This window comes from Pseudonocardia sp. DR1-2, from assembly GCF_023717215.1.
Classification (GTDB): Bacteria; Actinomycetota; Actinomycetes; order Mycobacteriales; family Pseudonocardiaceae; genus Pseudonocardia; species Pseudonocardia alni.
The window spans coordinates 107,005-122,974 of record NZ_JAMQOF010000011.1 but is presented as its reverse complement, the minus strand read 5'-3'; the positions used below and the strand labels follow the sequence as shown (position 1 = coordinate 122,974).

17 protein-coding genes are annotated in these 15,970 nt (G+C 75.1%); 10 read left to right on the top strand and 7 right to left on the bottom strand.

What is annotated here, in order from left to right; genetic code table 11:
- Positions 1-103 precede the first annotated feature (103 nt).
- Genes ND486_RS26305 through ND486_RS26295 form a run of 3 tightly spaced genes read left to right on the top strand, consistent with a single transcriptional unit; the run spans position 104 to position 3,229 of the window.
- Positions 104-574, top strand: a complete 471-nt coding sequence (locus ND486_RS26305; protein ID WP_208823182.1) for an Rrf2 family transcriptional regulator — start codon at positions 104-106, stop codon at positions 572-574.
- Positions 575-596: 22 nt separating this feature from the next.
- The gene (locus ND486_RS26300; RefSeq protein ID WP_251787045.1) at positions 597-1,901 is read left to right on the top strand and encodes an acyl-CoA dehydrogenase family protein; all 1,305 of its coding nucleotides are present in this window, start codon (positions 597-599) and stop codon (positions 1,899-1,901) included.
- Positions 1,901-3,229, top strand: coding sequence for a DNA-binding protein (locus ND486_RS26295; RefSeq protein WP_251787044.1), 1,329 nt, complete (start codon positions 1,901-1,903; stop codon positions 3,227-3,229). Before ND486_RS26300 ends, ND486_RS26295 begins: the two co-directional genes overlap by 1 nt.
- Before the next feature lie 15 nt (positions 3,230-3,244).
- Here the strand turns inward: ND486_RS26295 and ND486_RS26290 are convergent, their stop codons facing one another.
- Complete coding sequence (locus ND486_RS26290; protein ID WP_167379102.1) at positions 3,245-3,412, bottom strand: hypothetical protein; 168 nt, start codon at positions 3,410-3,412, stop codon at positions 3,245-3,247.
- A 166-nt stretch (positions 3,413-3,578) separates the two neighbouring features.
- Here ND486_RS26290 and ND486_RS26285 point away from each other — a divergent pair, with 166 nt between their 5' ends.
- Positions 3,579-3,998 (top strand): antitoxin, encoded by a 420-nt coding sequence (locus ND486_RS26285; protein ID WP_208823188.1) that lies wholly within the window; start codon positions 3,579-3,581, stop codon positions 3,996-3,998.
- A 58-nt stretch (positions 3,999-4,056) separates the two neighbouring features.
- On the opposite strand, the gene ND486_RS26280 is transcribed toward ND486_RS26285, so the two are convergent.
- The 5 genes from ND486_RS26280 to ND486_RS26260 all read right to left on the bottom strand — a co-directional run bounded on the left by ND486_RS26280 (position 4,057) and on the right by ND486_RS26260 (position 9,682).
- Positions 4,057-4,548, bottom strand: coding sequence for a molybdenum cofactor biosynthesis protein B (locus ND486_RS26280; protein WP_373324192.1), 492 nt, complete (start codon positions 4,546-4,548; stop codon positions 4,057-4,059).
- A 225-nt stretch (positions 4,549-4,773) separates the two neighbouring features.
- Positions 4,774-6,534 carry a S1C family serine protease gene (locus tag ND486_RS26275; protein WP_251787043.1) on the bottom strand — a complete coding sequence of 587 codons (1,761 nt, stop codon included), beginning with the start codon at positions 6,532-6,534 and terminating at the stop codon, positions 4,774-4,776.
- A gap of 63 nt (positions 6,535-6,597) precedes the next feature.
- A complete protein-coding gene (locus ND486_RS26270; RefSeq protein ID WP_285899337.1) occupies positions 6,598-8,046 on the bottom strand; it encodes a HAMP domain-containing sensor histidine kinase in 1,449 nt (482 codons plus the stop codon).
- A 5-nt stretch (positions 8,047-8,051) separates the two neighbouring features.
- A complete protein-coding gene (locus ND486_RS26265; protein WP_062400160.1) occupies positions 8,052-8,747 on the bottom strand; it encodes a response regulator transcription factor in 696 nt (231 codons plus the stop codon).
- 77 nt (positions 8,748-8,824) lie between these two features.
- Complete coding sequence (locus ND486_RS26260; RefSeq protein ID WP_226364516.1) at positions 8,825-9,682, bottom strand: NAD(P)-dependent oxidoreductase; 858 nt, start codon at positions 9,680-9,682, stop codon at positions 8,825-8,827.
- A gap of 134 nt (positions 9,683-9,816) precedes the next feature.
- Here ND486_RS26260 and ND486_RS26255 point away from each other — a divergent pair, with 134 nt between their 5' ends.
- Together ND486_RS26255 and ND486_RS26250 are read left to right on the top strand one after the other, a co-directional pair.
- Entirely contained in the window at positions 9,817-10,521 is a 705-nt protein-coding gene (locus ND486_RS26255; RefSeq protein ID WP_251787041.1) for a DsbA family protein, read from the top strand.
- A gap of 22 nt (positions 10,522-10,543) precedes the next feature.
- Positions 10,544-11,230, top strand: coding sequence for an SGNH/GDSL hydrolase family protein (locus ND486_RS26250; protein WP_251787040.1), 687 nt, complete (start codon positions 10,544-10,546; stop codon positions 11,228-11,230).
- 6 nt (positions 11,231-11,236) lie between these two features.
- On the opposite strand, the gene ND486_RS26245 is transcribed toward ND486_RS26250, so the two are convergent.
- The gene (locus ND486_RS26245) at positions 11,237-12,436 is read right to left on the bottom strand and encodes an MFS transporter (protein WP_251787039.1); all 1,200 of its coding nucleotides are present in this window, start codon (positions 12,434-12,436) and stop codon (positions 11,237-11,239) included.
- 139 nt (positions 12,437-12,575) lie between these two features.
- On the opposite strand from ND486_RS26245, the gene ppk2 reads away from it, so the two are divergent.
- The 4 genes from ppk2 to ND486_RS26225 all read left to right on the top strand — a co-directional run bounded on the left by ppk2 (position 12,576) and on the right by ND486_RS26225 (position 15,938).
- Positions 12,576-13,373, top strand: a complete 798-nt coding sequence (gene ppk2, locus ND486_RS26240; RefSeq protein ID WP_062404145.1) for a polyphosphate kinase 2 — start codon at positions 12,576-12,578, stop codon at positions 13,371-13,373.
- Between the two features lie 91 nt (positions 13,374-13,464).
- On the top strand, positions 13,465-14,559 hold the full coding sequence (locus ND486_RS26235; RefSeq protein ID WP_251787038.1) for an SDR family oxidoreductase: 1,095 nt from the start codon (positions 13,465-13,467) through the stop codon (positions 14,557-14,559).
- Between the two features lie 25 nt (positions 14,560-14,584).
- Positions 14,585-15,142 (top strand): TetR/AcrR family transcriptional regulator, encoded by a 558-nt coding sequence (locus ND486_RS26230; protein ID WP_251787037.1) that lies wholly within the window; start codon positions 14,585-14,587, stop codon positions 15,140-15,142.
- Between the two features lie 43 nt (positions 15,143-15,185).
- Entirely contained in the window at positions 15,186-15,938 is a 753-nt protein-coding gene (locus ND486_RS26225; protein ID WP_251787036.1) for an FkbM family methyltransferase, read from the top strand.
- Positions 15,939-15,970 lie beyond the last annotated feature (32 nt).

The window sequence follows — 15,970 nt, the reverse complement described above, 5'->3', positions numbered from 1 at the left end:
CGTCCCGGTACCTGCCACACGAGCTTCACCTGGGGAAACGCAGCTGTAACCGGTAGATCGAATACTGCTTCCGGTCCCCCGGCGACGAGGAGCGCACGCGCCCGTGAAACACACCAGCCACGCCGACTACGCCCTCCGTGTCCTCATGTACCTCCGGGTCGCCCCGGACGGCCGGGGCTCGGTCGGCGAGATCGCCGACGCCCACCGCGTCTCCCGCCACCACCTGGAGAAGGTCGTCCAGCGGCTCGCCGCCGCCGGGATCGTCGCGACCTCGCGCGGGCGGGGCGGCGGTGTGCGGCTGGCCGCACGGCCGTCGTCGATCACCGTCGGGGCGGTGATGCGGGCGATGGAGGGCGACTTCGCCGTCGTCGAGTGCCTGGGGCCGGCGCGCTACTGCCGGATCGCGGGGGTGTGCGGGGCCCGCAACGTCTTCTCCGAGGCGCTGGACGCCTACTTCGCCGTCCTCGACGCCGCGACCCTCGACCAGATCGCGGACAACGACCTGGGGCTGCGCGGAGCCCTCGAGCTCACCGGGACCGGCTTCCGCGGCCACGGGTCCGGCTCCTCCCGGTGACCGGACCGGCAGGAGGTGCCCGATGGCCGTCGACTTCACGCTCTCCCGTTCCCAGCGCGACCTGAAGCGCCGGGCCCGCGAGTTCGCCCGGGAGGTGCTGCGCCCGGTCGTCGAGCGGGCCGAGGCGCTGCCCGACCCGCAGGAGGCGTTCCGGGCGACCCGCCCGGCCTACGAGGCCGCCTACGCCGCCGGGCTGACCACACTGTTCCTGCCCCGCGAGCTCGGCGGTGGCGGGCTGTCCCAGGTGGACTTCCTGGTCGCGGTCGAGGAGCTGTGCGCGGTCGACCCCGGCTTCGCGACGACGCTGCTCGTCAACGGCCTGGCGCTGAAGCCGCTGCTCTGGGCCGCCCCCGACGAGCTGCGCGACCGGTGGATCCGGCGCGCGACCGGCGACCCCACCGGGCGGTTCCTGGCCGGCTGGGCGGTGAGCGAGCGTGGTGGGACCGCGAACTTCGACCACCCCGACCGTCGGGCCGGTGTCCAGCTCGTCGCCACCCACGACCGCGCCCGCGGCGAGTACGTCCTGCACGGTGAGAAGCACTGGCCGTGCAACGCGGGCGGCTGGGACCTGCAGGGCGCCGACCTGACCGTCTGCATCGTGCGGACCGACCGCACGGCGGGCGGGACCTCGGCACTGAGCGCCGTCGTCGTCGAGCGGGGCGCGCCGGGGCTGTCGTTCGAGGTGATCGACAAGCTGGCCCACCGGACCTGCCAGAACGTGACGATGACCTTCCGCGGCGTCCGCGTCCCCGAGGAGAACGTCTTCGCCCACGGCGACGGGGACCTGCTGGTCAACCGGGCCTTCACCTGGTCGGGGCCGATCGCCGGGATCGCCGCGGTCGGCGTCGCGCGGGCCGCCTTCGAGTTCACGCTCAAGTGGGCGCGGACCTTCACCGGCGGCGGCTCGGCGCCGGTCATCGAGCACCAGGCGGTCGGGAACCTGCTCGCCGACGTCGCGGCGCGGATCGAGGCGGCCCGCTACCTGTGCTGGAAGGCCGCGCACTACCTGGACCGGCACGACGGGCAGGGCCAGGCGCTCGCCGGGATGTCGAAGACGTTCTGCACCGAGCTGGTCACGCAGGTGGTGAACGACTGCATGCGGGTGGTCGGGGTGAACGCCCTGGACCGCCGGTTCCCGATGGAGCGCCTCTACCGCGAGGCCGCCGTCTTCCCCCTCTACGACGCCGGCAACCTGGCGATGCAGCGCCGTCGCACCTGGGGGGTCATGACCGACCCCGGCTACACGCCCGACGTCTTCGCCGACGGCGACCCGCTCCCCTTCACACGATCCATGGAGGGCATCGGCACCGTCCCGGGGGTGCGCTGATGCCCGACCGGGACGGCTCGGCGGCCTTCACCCGCACCCGGGACGCGTGGGAACGCTTCGCGGCGGGCGACGAGGTGCCCGCGGACGTGCCGCTGTCGATCGCGCTGTCCTGGCTGCGCTGCCGGGACCTCCACCGGCTCGACCCGCTGGCGCCGGTGCACGCCCCCGCCCGGGACGACGCGGTCTACCGCCGGGAGCACGCCTCGGTGTTCACGATGCTCGGCGCCGTCGCCGCGGGGATCGCCGGCCGGCACGACGGGTGCGTCGCCGCCGTCACCGACGGCGACGGCCGGGTGCTGGCCTCGTGGGCGGCGCGCGGATCGGGCGGGTCCGCCGCGGCCACGGGCAGCGTCTGGGCCGAGGCGCGGGCCGGGACCAACGGCGCCGGGACCGCCCTCGCCCACCCGCGTGCGGTCTGTGTGCGGGGGCCGGAGCACTGGAGCTCGGCGCTGCACGACCGCAGCTGTGTCTCGACGGCGGTGTGCGACCCGGTGCTCGGGACGGCGGTGGCGGCGCTGACCGTCTCCACCCGGGGCCGCAGCCTGCCGGTCCGCCCCGACGACCTGCTCCTCGCGACCGGCCCCGCACTCCGGGTGCTGTGCGACGCCGCGGCCCGCTCCAGCGCCGTGCTGGCGGGCGCCTTCGTCGACCTGGACCGGCGCGAACGGCGGCCGCTGATCGCGCTCGACGGCGGCGGCCGGGTCGTCGCGGCGAACGCCGCGGCCTGCCGGCGGGGTCTGCTCCCCCGCTCCGACGGCGGGCGGGCGCTGGGCCGGGCCGTCGCACCCGCGCTGGTCCGGGCCTGCGGGGACGACACCTGGTCGGGGACGGTCGTCGTCGGTGCCGCGGGGGGTGCGGAGCCGCTGGCGTTCCGGCTGCGCCCGGTGTCCGGCGACGCGGGCCCGGTCGGCTTCCTCGCCGTCGCCGACCGCACCGGGTCGGTCACCGGCGACGTGCTGCCGGCCCCACCGCCGGCCGCCGGCGGGGTCGCGCCGGACCGGGTCGCCGCGGTCGGGCGGGGCGGGCGGCTGCACCTGCTGGCCTGCGACGACGTCCGGCACGCCCGCGCCGACGGCCACGACGTCTGGCTCGTCACCGACCTCGGCGTGCTGCGGGCCGCGCACCGCGGGATCGACCGGCTGGCCCGCGAGCTGGCGCCCGCCGGTTTCCTGCGGGTGCACCGCGGGCACCTCGTGAACACCGCGCGGGTCCGGACGGTGCACCGCGGACCGGACGGCATGACGGTGGGCACCGACCGGGCCGGTGCCGAACGGATCCCGGTGTCGCGCCGCGCCGTCCCGGCGGTACGGGCGGCCCTCGGTCTCTGAGCGCGCTCCGGGCGGTCAGCCGCCGTGGTGCGGGGGGCGGTTCTCGGTGAACCAGCGGTCGGGGTCCGCGGTGTCGCGCTCGTCGGCGGCGCCGTAGTCGGCTCGCTCGTCGGCGGTGGTCGAGGGGTCGTCACCGAAGATCTCCTCGATCCGTCGGCGCATCCGGTCCGCGGGCTCGCTCATGGCCCCATGGTGCCGTGCGCGGGCGGCGCGGGTGGACACCGATCCCGCGTCACCGTGCCGTGCCGTGCCCGTGACGCCCCACGACGACGCGTCCGGGTGACACCATGGGGTCAGCCGTACGCATCCGCCCGGGCACCCGGGCGACGACAGGAGAGGTGGACCGCTCATGGGGTTCCTGGACAAGGCACGCGAGGCGGCCGAGAACGCGATCGAGAAGGCGAAGCCGCACCTGGACAAGGCGATGGAGCAGGCAGGCCCGCACCTGGAGAAGGCCAAGGAGAAGGCGGGCCCGCTCGTCGAGAAGGCCGCCGAGAAGGTCGACCAGGCCACCGGCGGCAAGTACTCCGAGCAGATCGACGGGGTGAAGGGCAAGGTCGAGGGTGCACTCGGGCACACCGGCCCGGCCGCCCCCGGCGCCGGCACGCACGGCGACGCCGTCCCGCCGGTGCCGCCCGCCCCGCCCGGGGGCGACGCCTTGGCGCCGCAGGGCAACCCGGCCGCGTCGCAGCAGCCGCCGGCCGTCCCGCCGGTGCCGCCGGAGCGCAAGGACGACGGCGGCGTCCCGCCGGTGCCCCCGGCGAACTGAGCCCACGCACACGGACGGGCCCCGGCGATCCGCCGGGGCCCGTCCGTCGTGCAGGGGGTCAGTCGTCGAGGCCGGACAGCTCCGAGATGACGTGCGGGACCAGCGGGGTCAGCGTCGCCATGCCGTCGCGGACGGCGGCGCGGGACGCCGCCAGGTTGACCACCAGCGTGCTGCCCGAGACGCCGACGACCCCACGGGACACCCCGGCGTCGACCGCACCGGCGGCGAGGCCGGAGGCGCGGATGGCCTCGGCGATCCCCGGTACCGGCCGGTCGAGGACACCGGTGGTGGCGTCCGGGGTGACGTCACGAGGCGACACGCCCGTGCCGCCGACGGTCACCACCAGATCGACGCCGCCGATCACGGCGGTGTTCAGCGCGCTGCGGATGGCCACCACGTCGCCGGGGGCCGAGACCACGCCGTCGACGAGGAAGTGGGCCTCCTCCAGCAGCTCGGTGACCAGCGGCCCGGTGCCGTCGGACCGCTCACCCGCACTGACCCGGTCGTCGACGATCACCACGAGGGCACGGCCGATCTGCGGACCCGACATCTCCATGGCGGTCACCCTAGCGTCGGCCGGGACACGGCCCCGGGGGAGGCCGTGCCGGTGCGGGGAGGGGGGACCGGCACCGACACGACGCTCCGGGCGTATTCGGTGGGGCACCACCGAATACGGGGACACCCCATCACGCCGGTTCTTCACCCGTCAACGACGTGCGGTGCGCGCCACCCACCCGGCCCCGTCCGGTCGGACGGACTGCACCCGGGCAGGCCCTCACTGCTCGCCCAGTGTCACCTCGACCGTCCGGGTCGCCCCGCCGGCGTCGACGACGTCCAGCTGGACGACGCTGCCCGGCGGCTGCGACCGCACCGCGGCCTGCAGATCGGTGCCGGTGGTGATCCGCTGGTCGCCGAGCCGGGCGACGATCTCCTGCAGGCGCAGCCCGGCCTTCGCGGCCGCGCCGTCCGGGGTGACCTCCTGGATCACCGCGCCACGCAGCTGCGGGTCGTTGCCGACGGTCACGCCGAGCACGGCGTGCGTGGCCTTGCCGCCGCCGCGCAGCTGGTCGGCGATCCGGCGGGCCTGGTTGATCGGGATGGAGAAGCCGACGCCGATCGAGCCGCCGCCCGGCCCGGCCGTCGCGATGGCGGAGTTGATGCCGACGACCCGGCCGTCGGAGTCCACCAGCGGACCCCCGGAGTTGCCGGGGTTGATCGCGGCGTCGGTCTGGATCGCGTTCAGCACGGTGTCGCTCGCCCCCGGCGCGCCCGATTCGGCGGGGATGCCGACGGCCCGGTCGACGGCCGAGACGATGCCGGTGGTGACCGACCCGCCGAGCCCGAGCGGCGACCCGAACGCGGTGACCTGCTGACCGACCCGGACGCGGTCGGAGTCGCCGAGCTCGACCGTGCTCAGGCCCGGCAGGTCCGTGCGCACGAGCGCGATGTCGGACTGCGGGTCCTGCCCGACGATGGTGCCGATGGCGGTGCGGCCGTCCTGCAGGACCACGCGCAGCGTGCCGCCCTGGGCCGCCGGGGCGACGACGTGGTTGTTGGTGAGGATCAGGCCGTCGTTGCCGACGATCATGCCGGAGCCCTCGCCGCGGTCACCGACGTTGCCCGCGCCGCCGTCGACGCGGATCTGCACGACGGCGGGCAGCACCTTCTCGGCGACGGCCTCGACCGAGCCGGACGGCGCCGCGCCCCCCGACCCGCCTGCGAGGCGCGCGCCGATCAGGCCGCCGAGGGCACCCGCGACCAGCGCGACGAGCAGCCCGGCCGCGACCAGGACGACACCCCGGCGGCCGCGGCCGGGCGGGCGGCGCGGTGTGGGCGGCGCACCGACCGCCCACGGGGGCGGGGCAGGCTCGCCGGGGGCGGCCGCGCCGGTCGCGTCCGGGTGCGCCGGGAGCTCCCGGGTGCCGTCCGCCGGCACCGGCGTCGTGTCGGTCGGGGTGTCCGGGGCGGCCGCGTCGGGCGCGGCACCGTCGGAGCCCGCGACGGGCGCGTCCGCGGCGGTGGAGCCGGGGCGGGCCCACGGGTTGGCGGGCACGGCCCAGCGGTCGGTGGGCGGGTCCTGGGTGGAGACGGCCTCGGTGTCGGGGCCGTGGTCGTGCTGCGGGGTGGCGTCCTCGTCCGCCGGGACGGCGGGCGACGCCCCGGCCGCGGTCGTCGCGGTCGTGCCGGACCGGGTGGACGCGTCGCCGTCGGCGGTCGCGGGCGTCGTCGCGGACTCGCCGCCCGCGCCGGCCGCGGCGGTGTCGCCGGCCGGGCCCGCTCCGGCGCCGTCCCCGGCGGCGCCCGGCGAGCCGGTGGCCGGAGCGTCGGTGACCCCGTCCGACGCGGACCCGTCGGCGGAGGACCCCGACGACGACGACCGTGGCCCGTCCTGCTCCGGGGCGGCGTCGCCGGAGGACCCGGCCGCTCCCGCGGTGGCGGAGGGCCCGCCCTCGCGGCCGGCCGCGTCCCCGGAGGCCCCGCCGGACGTCCCCGCTCCGGTGCGGGTCGGCTCGTCGGGCGGGTTGTCCTGGGTCATGCGTCCACCGTCCGTCGTCTCCGTCCGTCGTGTCACCGGTGTGTCACGTCGTGTCACACCAGGCTATGGGCTGTCCGGCTCCGCCACGTACCGGCCCGGCAGGGCCATCGAGAGCAGCGCACCGCCCTCCGGGGCGCGCCCGGCCCGCACCTCTCCGCCGTGCCGTGCCGCCGCCTGCGCGACGATCGACAGCCCCAACCCGGAGCCGGGCATGGTCCGCGAGGTGTCGGCCCGGTAGAAGCGGTCGAACACGTGCGGCAGGTCCTCCGCGGCGATCCCGTCACCCGCGTCCGCCACCTCGATGACCAGCCACTCCGGCGAGATCGGCACCATCGACAGCCGCACCGTGCCGCCGGGCGGACTCCACTTCACGGCGTTGTCGAGCAGGTTCAGCACGGCCCGTTCGAGGGCGCTGGCGTCGCCGTCGAGGATCCACGGGGTGCGGTGGACGTCGAACTCGACCTCCCCCGCGCGTCGCTTCACCCGGTCCAGGGCGCGGTCGACGATCTCGGTGAGCTCCAGTGCCTCGCTGGTCATGGTCGGGGCGTCGTCGCGGGCGAGCTCGACGAGGTCCCCGACGAGGTGGGACAACTCCTCGACCTGGGCGCGGACGTCGTCGAGCAGCTCGGTGCGGTCCTGCGCGGGCAGGTCGGGGGTGTCCGGCCGGTCGGCGGAGGCGAGCAGCTCCAGGTTGGTGCGCAGCGAGGTCAGCGGGGTGCGCAGCTCGTGCCCGGCGTCGGCGACGAGCCGGCGCTGCTGTTCCCGCGACGCGGCCAGCGCGCCGAGCATCGTGTTGAACGACTGGGTGAGCCGGGCGAGCTCGTCGGACCCGGAGATGGGGATCGGGCGCAGGTCACCGGTCTTGGCCACGCGTTCGGTCGCCGCGGTCAGCCGCAGCACCGGCCGCAGCCCGGTCCGGGCGACGGCGACCCCGGCGAGCGCGGCCAGCACGACCCCACCCAGCCCGACGATCGGCAGCGCGGTGCCCATCCGGGTCACCACCCGGGTCATCGTGTCGAGCCGCTGGGCCAGCACCAGCGCGCGGCCGTCCCCGGCCCGGACCGCGACGATCCGGTACGGCACGCCGTCGAGCTCGGCGGTGCGGCCCGGCTGGGTCGGCCCGCCCTGGGCGACCTCGATCTCCGGCTCGCCCAGCGGCGGCCGTGACGACTCGTCCGCCGAGGTCGCGACGCCCGAGGAGTAGACGAGCGCGATGTGCAGGTCGGCCGCGCCGAGCACGTCGGGCGGGAGCGCGGCGAGCAGCCGCGGGTCGATCAGGTCGCTCTGCGCCGCGGCGTAGGCGCGCTGGCGCAGCGTCTCGTCCAGCGAGCTGGTGAGGTTCTGGCGCACGACGAGGAACGCTGCGGCGGACACGAGCAGCACCATCGCGGCGGCGACGAGTGCGGCGAGCACCCCGATCCGGGCGCGCAGCGTGAACCGCTCGCGGTCCGGCTCGGCCGCGGGCCCGCGGCGCCACCAGCGCTCGGCCCGCTCCTCGTCGGGCGGGAGCAGCTGGGTCACGGCGGGGTGTCCCGCAGGACGTAGCCGACCCCGCGCACGGTGTGGATCAGCCGGGGCTCGCCCTCGGCCTCGGTCTTGCGGCGCAGGTAGCCGACGTAGACCTCCAGGGCGTTGCCGCTGGTCGGGAAGTCGTAGCCCCACACCTGCTCGAGGATCTGGGCGCGGGTCAGGACCCGGCGCGGGTGCGCGAGCAACAGCTCCAGCAGGGAGAACTCGGTGCGGGTGAGGCTGATCGGCCGTCCGCCCCGGGACACCTCGCGGGTGTCGGGGTCCAGCGACAGGTCGCCGAAGGTGAGCGCGGGGCTGGTGCCCGCGTCGCCGTCGGCGTCGGGGGTGCGGCGGCGCAGCAGCGCCCGCAGCCGGGCGAGCAGCTCCTCCAGCGCGAACGGCTTGGGCAGGTAGTCGTCGGCGCCGGCGTCGAGCCCGGCGACCCGGTCCGACACCGCGTCGCGGGCGGTCAGTACGAGGATCGGGAGCGCGTCGCCGGCGCTGCGCAACCGCCGGCACACCTCCAGCCCGTCGACGCGCGGCATCATCACGTCCAGGACGAGCGCGTCGGGCCGGTCGGTGAGCATCTTGTCCAGCGCGACCTGGCCGTCCTCGGCGAGGTCGACCTGGTAGCCGTTGAAGGCCAGCGAACGACGCAGCGAGTCACGGACCGCCTTGTCGTCGTCGACCACCAGAATGCGCATGGGCGCCAGTCTCGCCGACGGCTCTGAGAGGAACCTGAGCAGGCCCTGATCAGCGGATGGTGATCAGCGCCCGCTCATCAGGACGCCTTGTAGGCGGCCGCCATGTCGTCGCCGCCGTGCCCGCGCTCCGACGCCCGCCGCAACCGGTCCCGCACCGCGGGCGCGACGTCGAGCCGGGTGCCCGAGGCCTCCGCCGCGGCGACGATCAGGCCCGCGTCCTTGGCCGCGTTGTCGACGGTGAAGCTGGGCGTGAAGTCGTCGTCGAGGATCGCCTTCGCCTTGTTCTGCAGGTAGGGCAGGTCCAGCGGACCGCCGGCGACGGCGTCGAGGAAGGCCTGCGGGTCCACGCCGAGTCCCTGGGCCAGCGCGACGGACTCCCCCGTCGCTGCGGTGATCGCCAGCACCCAGCTGTTGGCGACGAGCTTGAGCCGGCTCGCCTGGGCGGTCGTGTTGTCCTCGGCGACCCAGACGGTCTGCCTGCCGACGGCGTCGAGCACCGGGTCGACGACCGGACGCGCCGCGGGGTCGCCGGCGACGAACACGACGAGCTGCCCGGACTCGGCGGGCGCTCGGGTGCCGAGCACCGGCGCATCGAGCAGGGTCAGGCCGTGGCGCCCGGCGATCGCGCGGAGCCCGTCGAACGGCTCGACGCCGACGGTGGTCGTCTGCAGCCACACCTGGCCCGGCGCGAGACCGCCGGCGGCCTGCTCCAGGACGGCGGTGACGTCGTCGGCGTCCCCCAGCATCGTCACGACCACGTCGGCGCCGCGCACGGCGTCGGCCGGATCGGTGTGCAGGGCCGCGCCCGCGTCCGCGAGCGGCTGCGCCTTCGCCGCGGTCCGGTTCCAGACCCGCAGGTCCAGCCCGGCCGCGAGGATGTTGTGCCCCATCCCGGCGCCCATGATCCCGGTTCCCAGCAGTGCCACGGTCGTCATGGACCCACCGTAGGTCGATCTCCGTGGGAGCGCCGACGCACGCCGGGCCGTGTGGTCCGGAGCGGTCCGTCGCGGGTCGGGCCCCGTCGCGCCTGCGCGGCACTGCAGGCACCCCGACCGGGTACCCGGGTGGGATGAGCGACGACATCGAGTTCTTCTTCGACCCGATCTGCCCGTTCTGCTGGGTCACGTCCCGCTGGGTGGTGGAGGTGGGCCGTCGTCGCGAGCTGGCGGTGCACTGGCGCCCGTTGCCGCTGGCGATGCTGAACGAGGGCATCTCCTACGAGGAGCGGCGGAAGGTCTCGGAGTCCTACCCGGACTCCCACCTCCGCGGCCTGGAGATGCTGCGGGTGATCGCCGCGGCCGAGGCGGTGGCGGGTCCCGGGGTCGTCGGGGACCTCTACACCCGGTTCGGCGAGCTGGTGTGGGACTCCCCCGCACCTGACGGCGAGGGCTTCGACCCGGTCATGCGCGTCATGGCGCAGCAGCGGGACCTGCGTCCGGTGCTGGAGGACCTCGGCCTGGACCCTGCCCTGGCCGACGCCGCGACGGGCACCGACCTCGACGAGGGCCTCGCCGCGAACGTGGCGGAGGCCCGGCGGCGGTGCGGCGACGACGTCGGCACCCCGATCCTGTCGTTCTCCCCGCCGGACGGGCCGGCCCTGTTCGGGCCGGTGATCGACTCCGTGCCGTTCGGCGAGGACGCGCTGCGGCTGTGGGACGCGACGTACACCCTCGCCACCTGGCCCGGGTTCGCCGAGCTCAAGCGGAGCCTGCGGTCGTTCCCCGACACCCCGCTGACCGCGCGGATCGCGCACGGGGAGACGACGGTGCGATGACGGTCTCTGCTTCACTGGGGACGTGACCGACGCGGGCGATCTCGGCTTCTCCAACCGGACCGGGCGCCCGCCGGGCCGGGTGATCACCGCGGTGTCCCGGTTCGTGCCCGCGATCCGCCGGGTGCAGCAGCAGATCGAGCCCTACGCCGCGTACTGGGAGCAGCGCAACCGCACCGAGCTCGCCCGGACCGGGCCGCTGTGCGTCGCGCTGGGCGACTCGATGGCCCAGGGCGTCGGCGCGTCGGCCCCGGAGTGCGGCTGGTTCGGGCAGCTGGTCGGGCTGCTGCCGGGCTGGCGCACGGTCAACCTGTCCCAGTACGGCGCCCGCGTCGACGACGTCCTCGACGCGCAGCTCCCGGCGGCGCTGCGGCTGCACCCGGACCTGCTGCTGTGCCTGATCGGGTCGAACGACCTGATGCAGCCCAAGCACCAGGAGGGCGTCGGGAGCCGGTACGCGGCCCTGCTCGACCGGCTCCCGCGCGGCACGGTCGTCGGCAACCAGCCGGGCACCTTCGCCGCGGCGGTGCAGGTCAACGGCCTGATCGACGACGCCGTGCGGCGCCGCGGGCTGGTGCTGGCCGAGCTGCGGGACCCGCGGACGCGGCACTGGCGCGGCAAGCTCGCCTCCGACCGGTTCCACCCCAACGACCGCGGCTACGCCGCCATCACCGAGGTGTTCGCCGAGGCGCTGCGTCGCGCCGGGTACTGAACCCCGTCACACCGCCGCGGCGACCGCGCGCGCCCGGGACGCCGCCGTCCGGTCCCCACGCCCGGCCAGCACCGCGACGACCAGCCCGACCACGGCCAGCCCGGCCGCGACGACGTTCGGCGAGGCGTAGCCGAACCCGGCCGCGATCACGATGCCGCCCAGCGCGGCCCCGATCGCGTTGGCGACGTTGAACGCGGCCTGGTTGGCCGCCGAGGCCAGGTTCGGCGCGTCACCGGCGCCGCTGATGATCCGCAGCTGCACCGCCGGGACCAGCGCGAACGTCGTCACGGCGAAGGCGAACAGGGCGACGACCGCGGTCGCCTGGTTCTGCAGCGCAGGCACGAACAGCAACGCGACGACGGCGTCGGCGACGAGTGCGCCGTAGATCGTCGGCATGGTCGCGATGTCGGCCAGGCGGGCGCCGACCAGGTTCCCGACGGTCATGCCGACGCCGAACAACGCGAGCAGCAGCGTGACCTCGGTCGGGGTGAATCCGGCGACCTCGACCAGCATCGGGGTGATGTAGCTGTAGGTGCTGAACAGCGCGGCCCCGCCGACCGTCGCGACCAGCAGCGCCGTCCACACCGGACGATGGGTGAGGGCGCGCAGCTCGGCGCGCAGGCGCACCGGGGTGGCGTCGCGGACGTCGGGGACGCAGGCGGCGACGGCCAGCGCGGCGACCGCGGCGATCACCCCGACGACGCCGAACACCGGCCGCCACCCGAGCTGCTGGCCGAGCAGGGTCCCGACCGGGACGCCCGCGACGTTGGCCAGGGTCAGCCCGGCGAACATCGTCGCCATCGCGCGGGCCCGGCGGTCGGCGCTCACGAGCCCGCTCGCGACGACCGCGCCGATCCCGAAGAAGGCGCCGTGCGGCAGCCCGGCGAGGAACCGTGCGGCGAGCACCGGCAGGTAGCCGGGCACGACGGCGGACAGCACGTTGAACGCGGCGTAGCCGGCCATGAGTCCGATGAGGACGTGCTTGCGCGGGAACCGGTTCGCCGCCGCGACCAGCAGCGGGGCCCCCACGACGACGCCGACCGCGTACGCCGAGATCAGCCGGCCCGCGTCAGGGATGTCGACCGCGAGCCCGCCGGCGACGTCGGGCAGCAGGCCCATGATCACGAACTCGCCGGTGCCGATGGCGAAGGCGCCGACGGCCAGTGCGGCGAGCGCGAAGGCGGGACGGGTGGTGACGGCACGCATCGGGTGCCCCCTCCGGGGAGTGGCGGGACAGGGAGGCGGCGTCGTCGTCGCGAATAAACACGCTAAACGAGTAAATAGGCGGCGCGCCAGCCCACCGTGCTGTCCGCCACGTCACCCCGCCTTCTGGTTGGCTGTGCGGGTGAGCACCCCGAAGCTGCCGCGCAAGGTCTACGACGCCGAGCTGCTCCGCCTGCAGGGCGAGCTGCTGCAGATGCAGGAGTGGGTCCGGGCGTCGGGCGCACGGGTGGTCGTGGTCTTCGAGGGACGCGACGCCGCGGGCAAGGGCGGGGCGATCCAGCGGGTCACCCAGTACCTCAACCCTCGGTTCACCCGGATCGTCGCGCTGCCCGCGCCGACCGAGCGCCAGAAGGGGCAGTGGTACTTCCAGCGCTACGTCGAGCAGCTGCCCGCGGCCGGCGAGATCGTGCTGATGGACCGGTCCTGGTACAACCGCGCCGGCGTCGAGCGGGTGATGGGGTTCTGCACCGAGACCGAGTACCGCCGCTTCCTGCGCCAGGCGCCGGTGTTCGAGAACATGCTCGTCGAGGACGGCATCCACCTGCGCAAGTACTGGTTCTCGGTCAGCGCCGAGGAGCAGGCGCGGCGGTTCGCCGAGCGGCTGGAGAACCCGCTCAAGCAGTGGAAGCTCTCGCCGATGGACCTCGAGTCGATGACCCGCTGGGACGACTACTCCCGCGCCCGCGACGACATGCTGATCCACACCGACACCGAGTACGCACCGTGGTGGATCGTCGAGGCCGAACAGAAGCGCAACGCGCGGATCAACATGATCCACCACCTGCTCGGGTCGATCCCCTGGGAGCCGGTGGCGCGACAGGTGCTGACGCTGCCGGACCGGAAGCCGTCGACGGGCTACGAGCGCCCGCCGCGCGAGGTGCAGCGCGACGTGCCCGACCACGCGTCGACGCTGATCTAGGTCACACCCACCCGGACGGTACGGCCGGTACCGGATACCGTCCCGACGAGCGACGATGCGGCACGGACGCCGCGCGAGAGGCGGTGCACCCGTGGGTGTCGTGCTGTTCACCGGGTTCCCGGGGTTCCTCGGGTCGGCCCTGCTGCCGCGGACGCTGCGCCGCGCGCCCGACGCGCGCGCGGTCGCACTGGTGCAGGCGAAGTTCCTCGACCAGGCCCGCACGACGCTGGCCCGGATCGAGCGCGCGGCGCCGGAGATCGCCGGGCGCACCGACCTCGTCGTCGGGGACATCACCGTCGACGGGCTGGGACTGGAGCAGGTCGAGCGCGAGCGCCTGCTCGGCGGACCGCTGGAGATCTTCCACCTGGCCGCGGTCTACGACCTCTCGGTGCCGGCGGACGTCGCCTGGCGGGTGAACGTCGAGGGCACCCGGCACGTCGTGCGGTTCGCCGAGGCCGCGTCGCAGCTGGTCCGGCTGCAGTACGTGTCGACCTGCTACGTCTCGGGCCGCTACGACGGCATCTTCTCCGAGACCGACCTGGAGCTCGGCCAGCCCTTCGCCAACCACTACGACCACACCAAGCACGAGGCCGAGCGCGTCGTGGCGAAGGCCCGCGACGCCGGCCTGCCGGTGTCGGTCTACCGGCCCTCGGTCGTCGTCGGGGACTCGGTGACCGGCGCGACGCAGAAGTTCGACGGCCCCTACTACCTGCTCCAGCTGCTGGCCCGGCAGGGCCGGACGGCGTTCGCGCCGCTCCCCCGCGCCGCGTCGCGGACCCGGTTCAACCTGGTGCCCTCGGACTACGTCGTCGACGGGATCGCCGCGCTGGCCGGGCACGGCCCGGCGGTGAACCGGACGTTCGCGCTGGCGCAGCCGGCCCCGCCGACGGTGACCGAGATGTGCGAGGTCTTCGCCGACCGGCTCGGCAAGCAGCTGCGCGTGGTGCCGATGCCGGTCGGGCTCGCCGCGTTCTCCATCGACCACGTACCCGGCGTCGGACGGCTGTTCCGGGTCCCGTCGAGCACGCTGGAATACCTGACCCACCCGTCGCACTACGACACCGACGCGACGACGGCGATGCTCGGCGGGCTCGGCGTCCACTGCCCGCCGTTCACCGGGCACGTCGATGCGATGGTCCGCTTCTTCAGCGCGAATCCGCAGGTCGGAACGGCTGCGATGGTCTGACGCCGAGAGGTCTACCGTCTCCGGCGTGGCCATCGAGCGGAACGACGTGCTCCTCGCGGCCGCGACCGTGCTCGTGCAGAACCCGGCCGCGTCGATGTCGGAGATCGCGACCGGCGCCGGCATCAGCCGGGCGACCCTGCACCGGCTCGTCGACGGCCGGGAGGCCCTGCTCTCCGAGCTCAGCGAGATGGGCGTGGAGCGCGGGATCGCCGCGATCCGGGAGGCCCGGACCGACGAAGGCGACCCGATCGAGGCGGTGCGCCGGGTCATCGTCGGCCTGCTGCCCTCGGTGGACCTGTGGGTGCTCGCCGAGCGCATCCAGTCCAGCGACGAGGTCCTGGCCCGCTACGCCGAGATGGACACGCTGCTCGTCGAGCTGTTCCGGCGCGGCCAGCGGAGCGGGGCCTTCTGCGTGACCCAGTCCGCGACGTGGATGACCGAGGCGCTCTACGCCCTGCTGACCCGGGCGGTCCTCGCCGCGCACGACGGCAGGCTCGCCCGGCAGGAGATCGTCGGGGTCACCGAGCGGACGCTGCTGGCCGGGGTCGTGGAGACCGCCGGCCGCAGCCCGGACACCCCCTGATCCGCACGTCCGGTTCCTCCCTTTCGCCCCCTACGATCGGGGGGTGCTGACCCGCGCCTCCGGCATCGCCCGCTCCCTCGCGACCTACCACGGGATCCCGGGCCGGCAGCGCCGGATGCGCCGCTTCTACTCCGCGTTCCTGCGTCCCGGCGACCTCGCCTTCGACGTCGGTGCGCACGCCGGCAACCGGGTCCGCGCCTGGCGCGCCCTGGGAGCACGGGTGGTCGCCGTCGAGCCGCAGCCGGACTTCACCCGGCTGCTGCGCCTGTTCTTCGGCCGCGACGACGCCGTGACCGTCCTGCCCCTCGCGCTCGGCGCCGCGGCGGGCACCGCCCGCCTCGGGGTCTCTCGCGCCACCCCCACCGTCTCGACGCTGTCGCAGCGCTGGCGCGACACCGTCGCCGACGACGCCGGGTTCGCCGGGGTGACCTGGGACTCCTCGATCGAGGTGCCGGTCAGCACGCTCGACGCGCTCATCGCCGAGCACGGCGTCCCCGCCTTCTGCAAGATCGACGTCGAGGGCTTCGAGGCCGACGTCCTCGACGGGCTGTCCCGGCCGCTGCCCGCGCTGTCGGTGGAGTACCTGCCCGCCGCGCACGACGCCACCCTGGACTCGCTGGACCGCATCGAGGCCCTCGGCCGCCACGTCTACCGCTACTCCCCCGTCGAGACGATGACCTGGGACGTCTCGGCCGGCGACCGCTGGGTCGACGCCGCGGCGCTGCGCGCCCTGCTCGACCGGCGCCGCCCGCTGGGCCGCTCGGGCGACGTCTACGCCCGCCACCTGCCGGACTGACCCACCACCGGGGAAGATCACCGGACAAGTCG

What these genes read in the sequence shown, in the direction of transcription:
- ND486_RS26265 (WP_062400160.1), bottom strand. Translation starts at nt 8,747, where the DNA reads ATGCGCATTCTGGTGGTCGACGACGACAAGGCGGTCCGTGACTCGCTG.
- ND486_RS26285 (WP_208823188.1), top strand. Translation starts at nt 3,579, where the DNA reads ATGGGGTTCCTGGACAAGGCACGCGAGGCGGCCGAGAACGCGATCGAG.
- ND486_RS26245 (WP_251787039.1), bottom strand. Translation starts at nt 12,436, where the DNA reads ATGCGTGCCGTCACCACCCGTCCCGCCTTCGCGCTCGCCGCACTGGCC.
- ND486_RS26295 (WP_251787044.1), top strand. Translation starts at nt 1,901, where the DNA reads ATGCCCGACCGGGACGGCTCGGCGGCCTTCACCCGCACCCGGGACGCG.
- ND486_RS26260 (WP_226364516.1), bottom strand. Translation starts at nt 9,682, where the DNA reads ATGACGACCGTGGCACTGCTGGGAACCGGGATCATGGGCGCCGGGATG.
- ND486_RS26300 (WP_251787045.1), top strand. Translation starts at nt 597, where the DNA reads ATGGCCGTCGACTTCACGCTCTCCCGTTCCCAGCGCGACCTGAAGCGC.
- ND486_RS26280 (WP_373324192.1), bottom strand. Translation starts at nt 4,548, where the DNA reads ATGTCGGGTCCGCAGATCGGCCGTGCCCTCGTGGTGATCGTCGACGAC.
- ND486_RS26290 (WP_167379102.1), bottom strand. Translation starts at nt 3,412, where the DNA reads ATGAGCGAGCCCGCGGACCGGATGCGCCGACGGATCGAGGAGATCTTC.
- ND486_RS26255 (WP_251787041.1), top strand. Translation starts at nt 9,817, where the DNA reads ATGAGCGACGACATCGAGTTCTTCTTCGACCCGATCTGCCCGTTCTGC.
- ND486_RS26275 (WP_251787043.1), bottom strand. Translation starts at nt 6,534, where the DNA reads ATGACCCAGGACAACCCGCCCGACGAGCCGACCCGCACCGGAGCGGGG.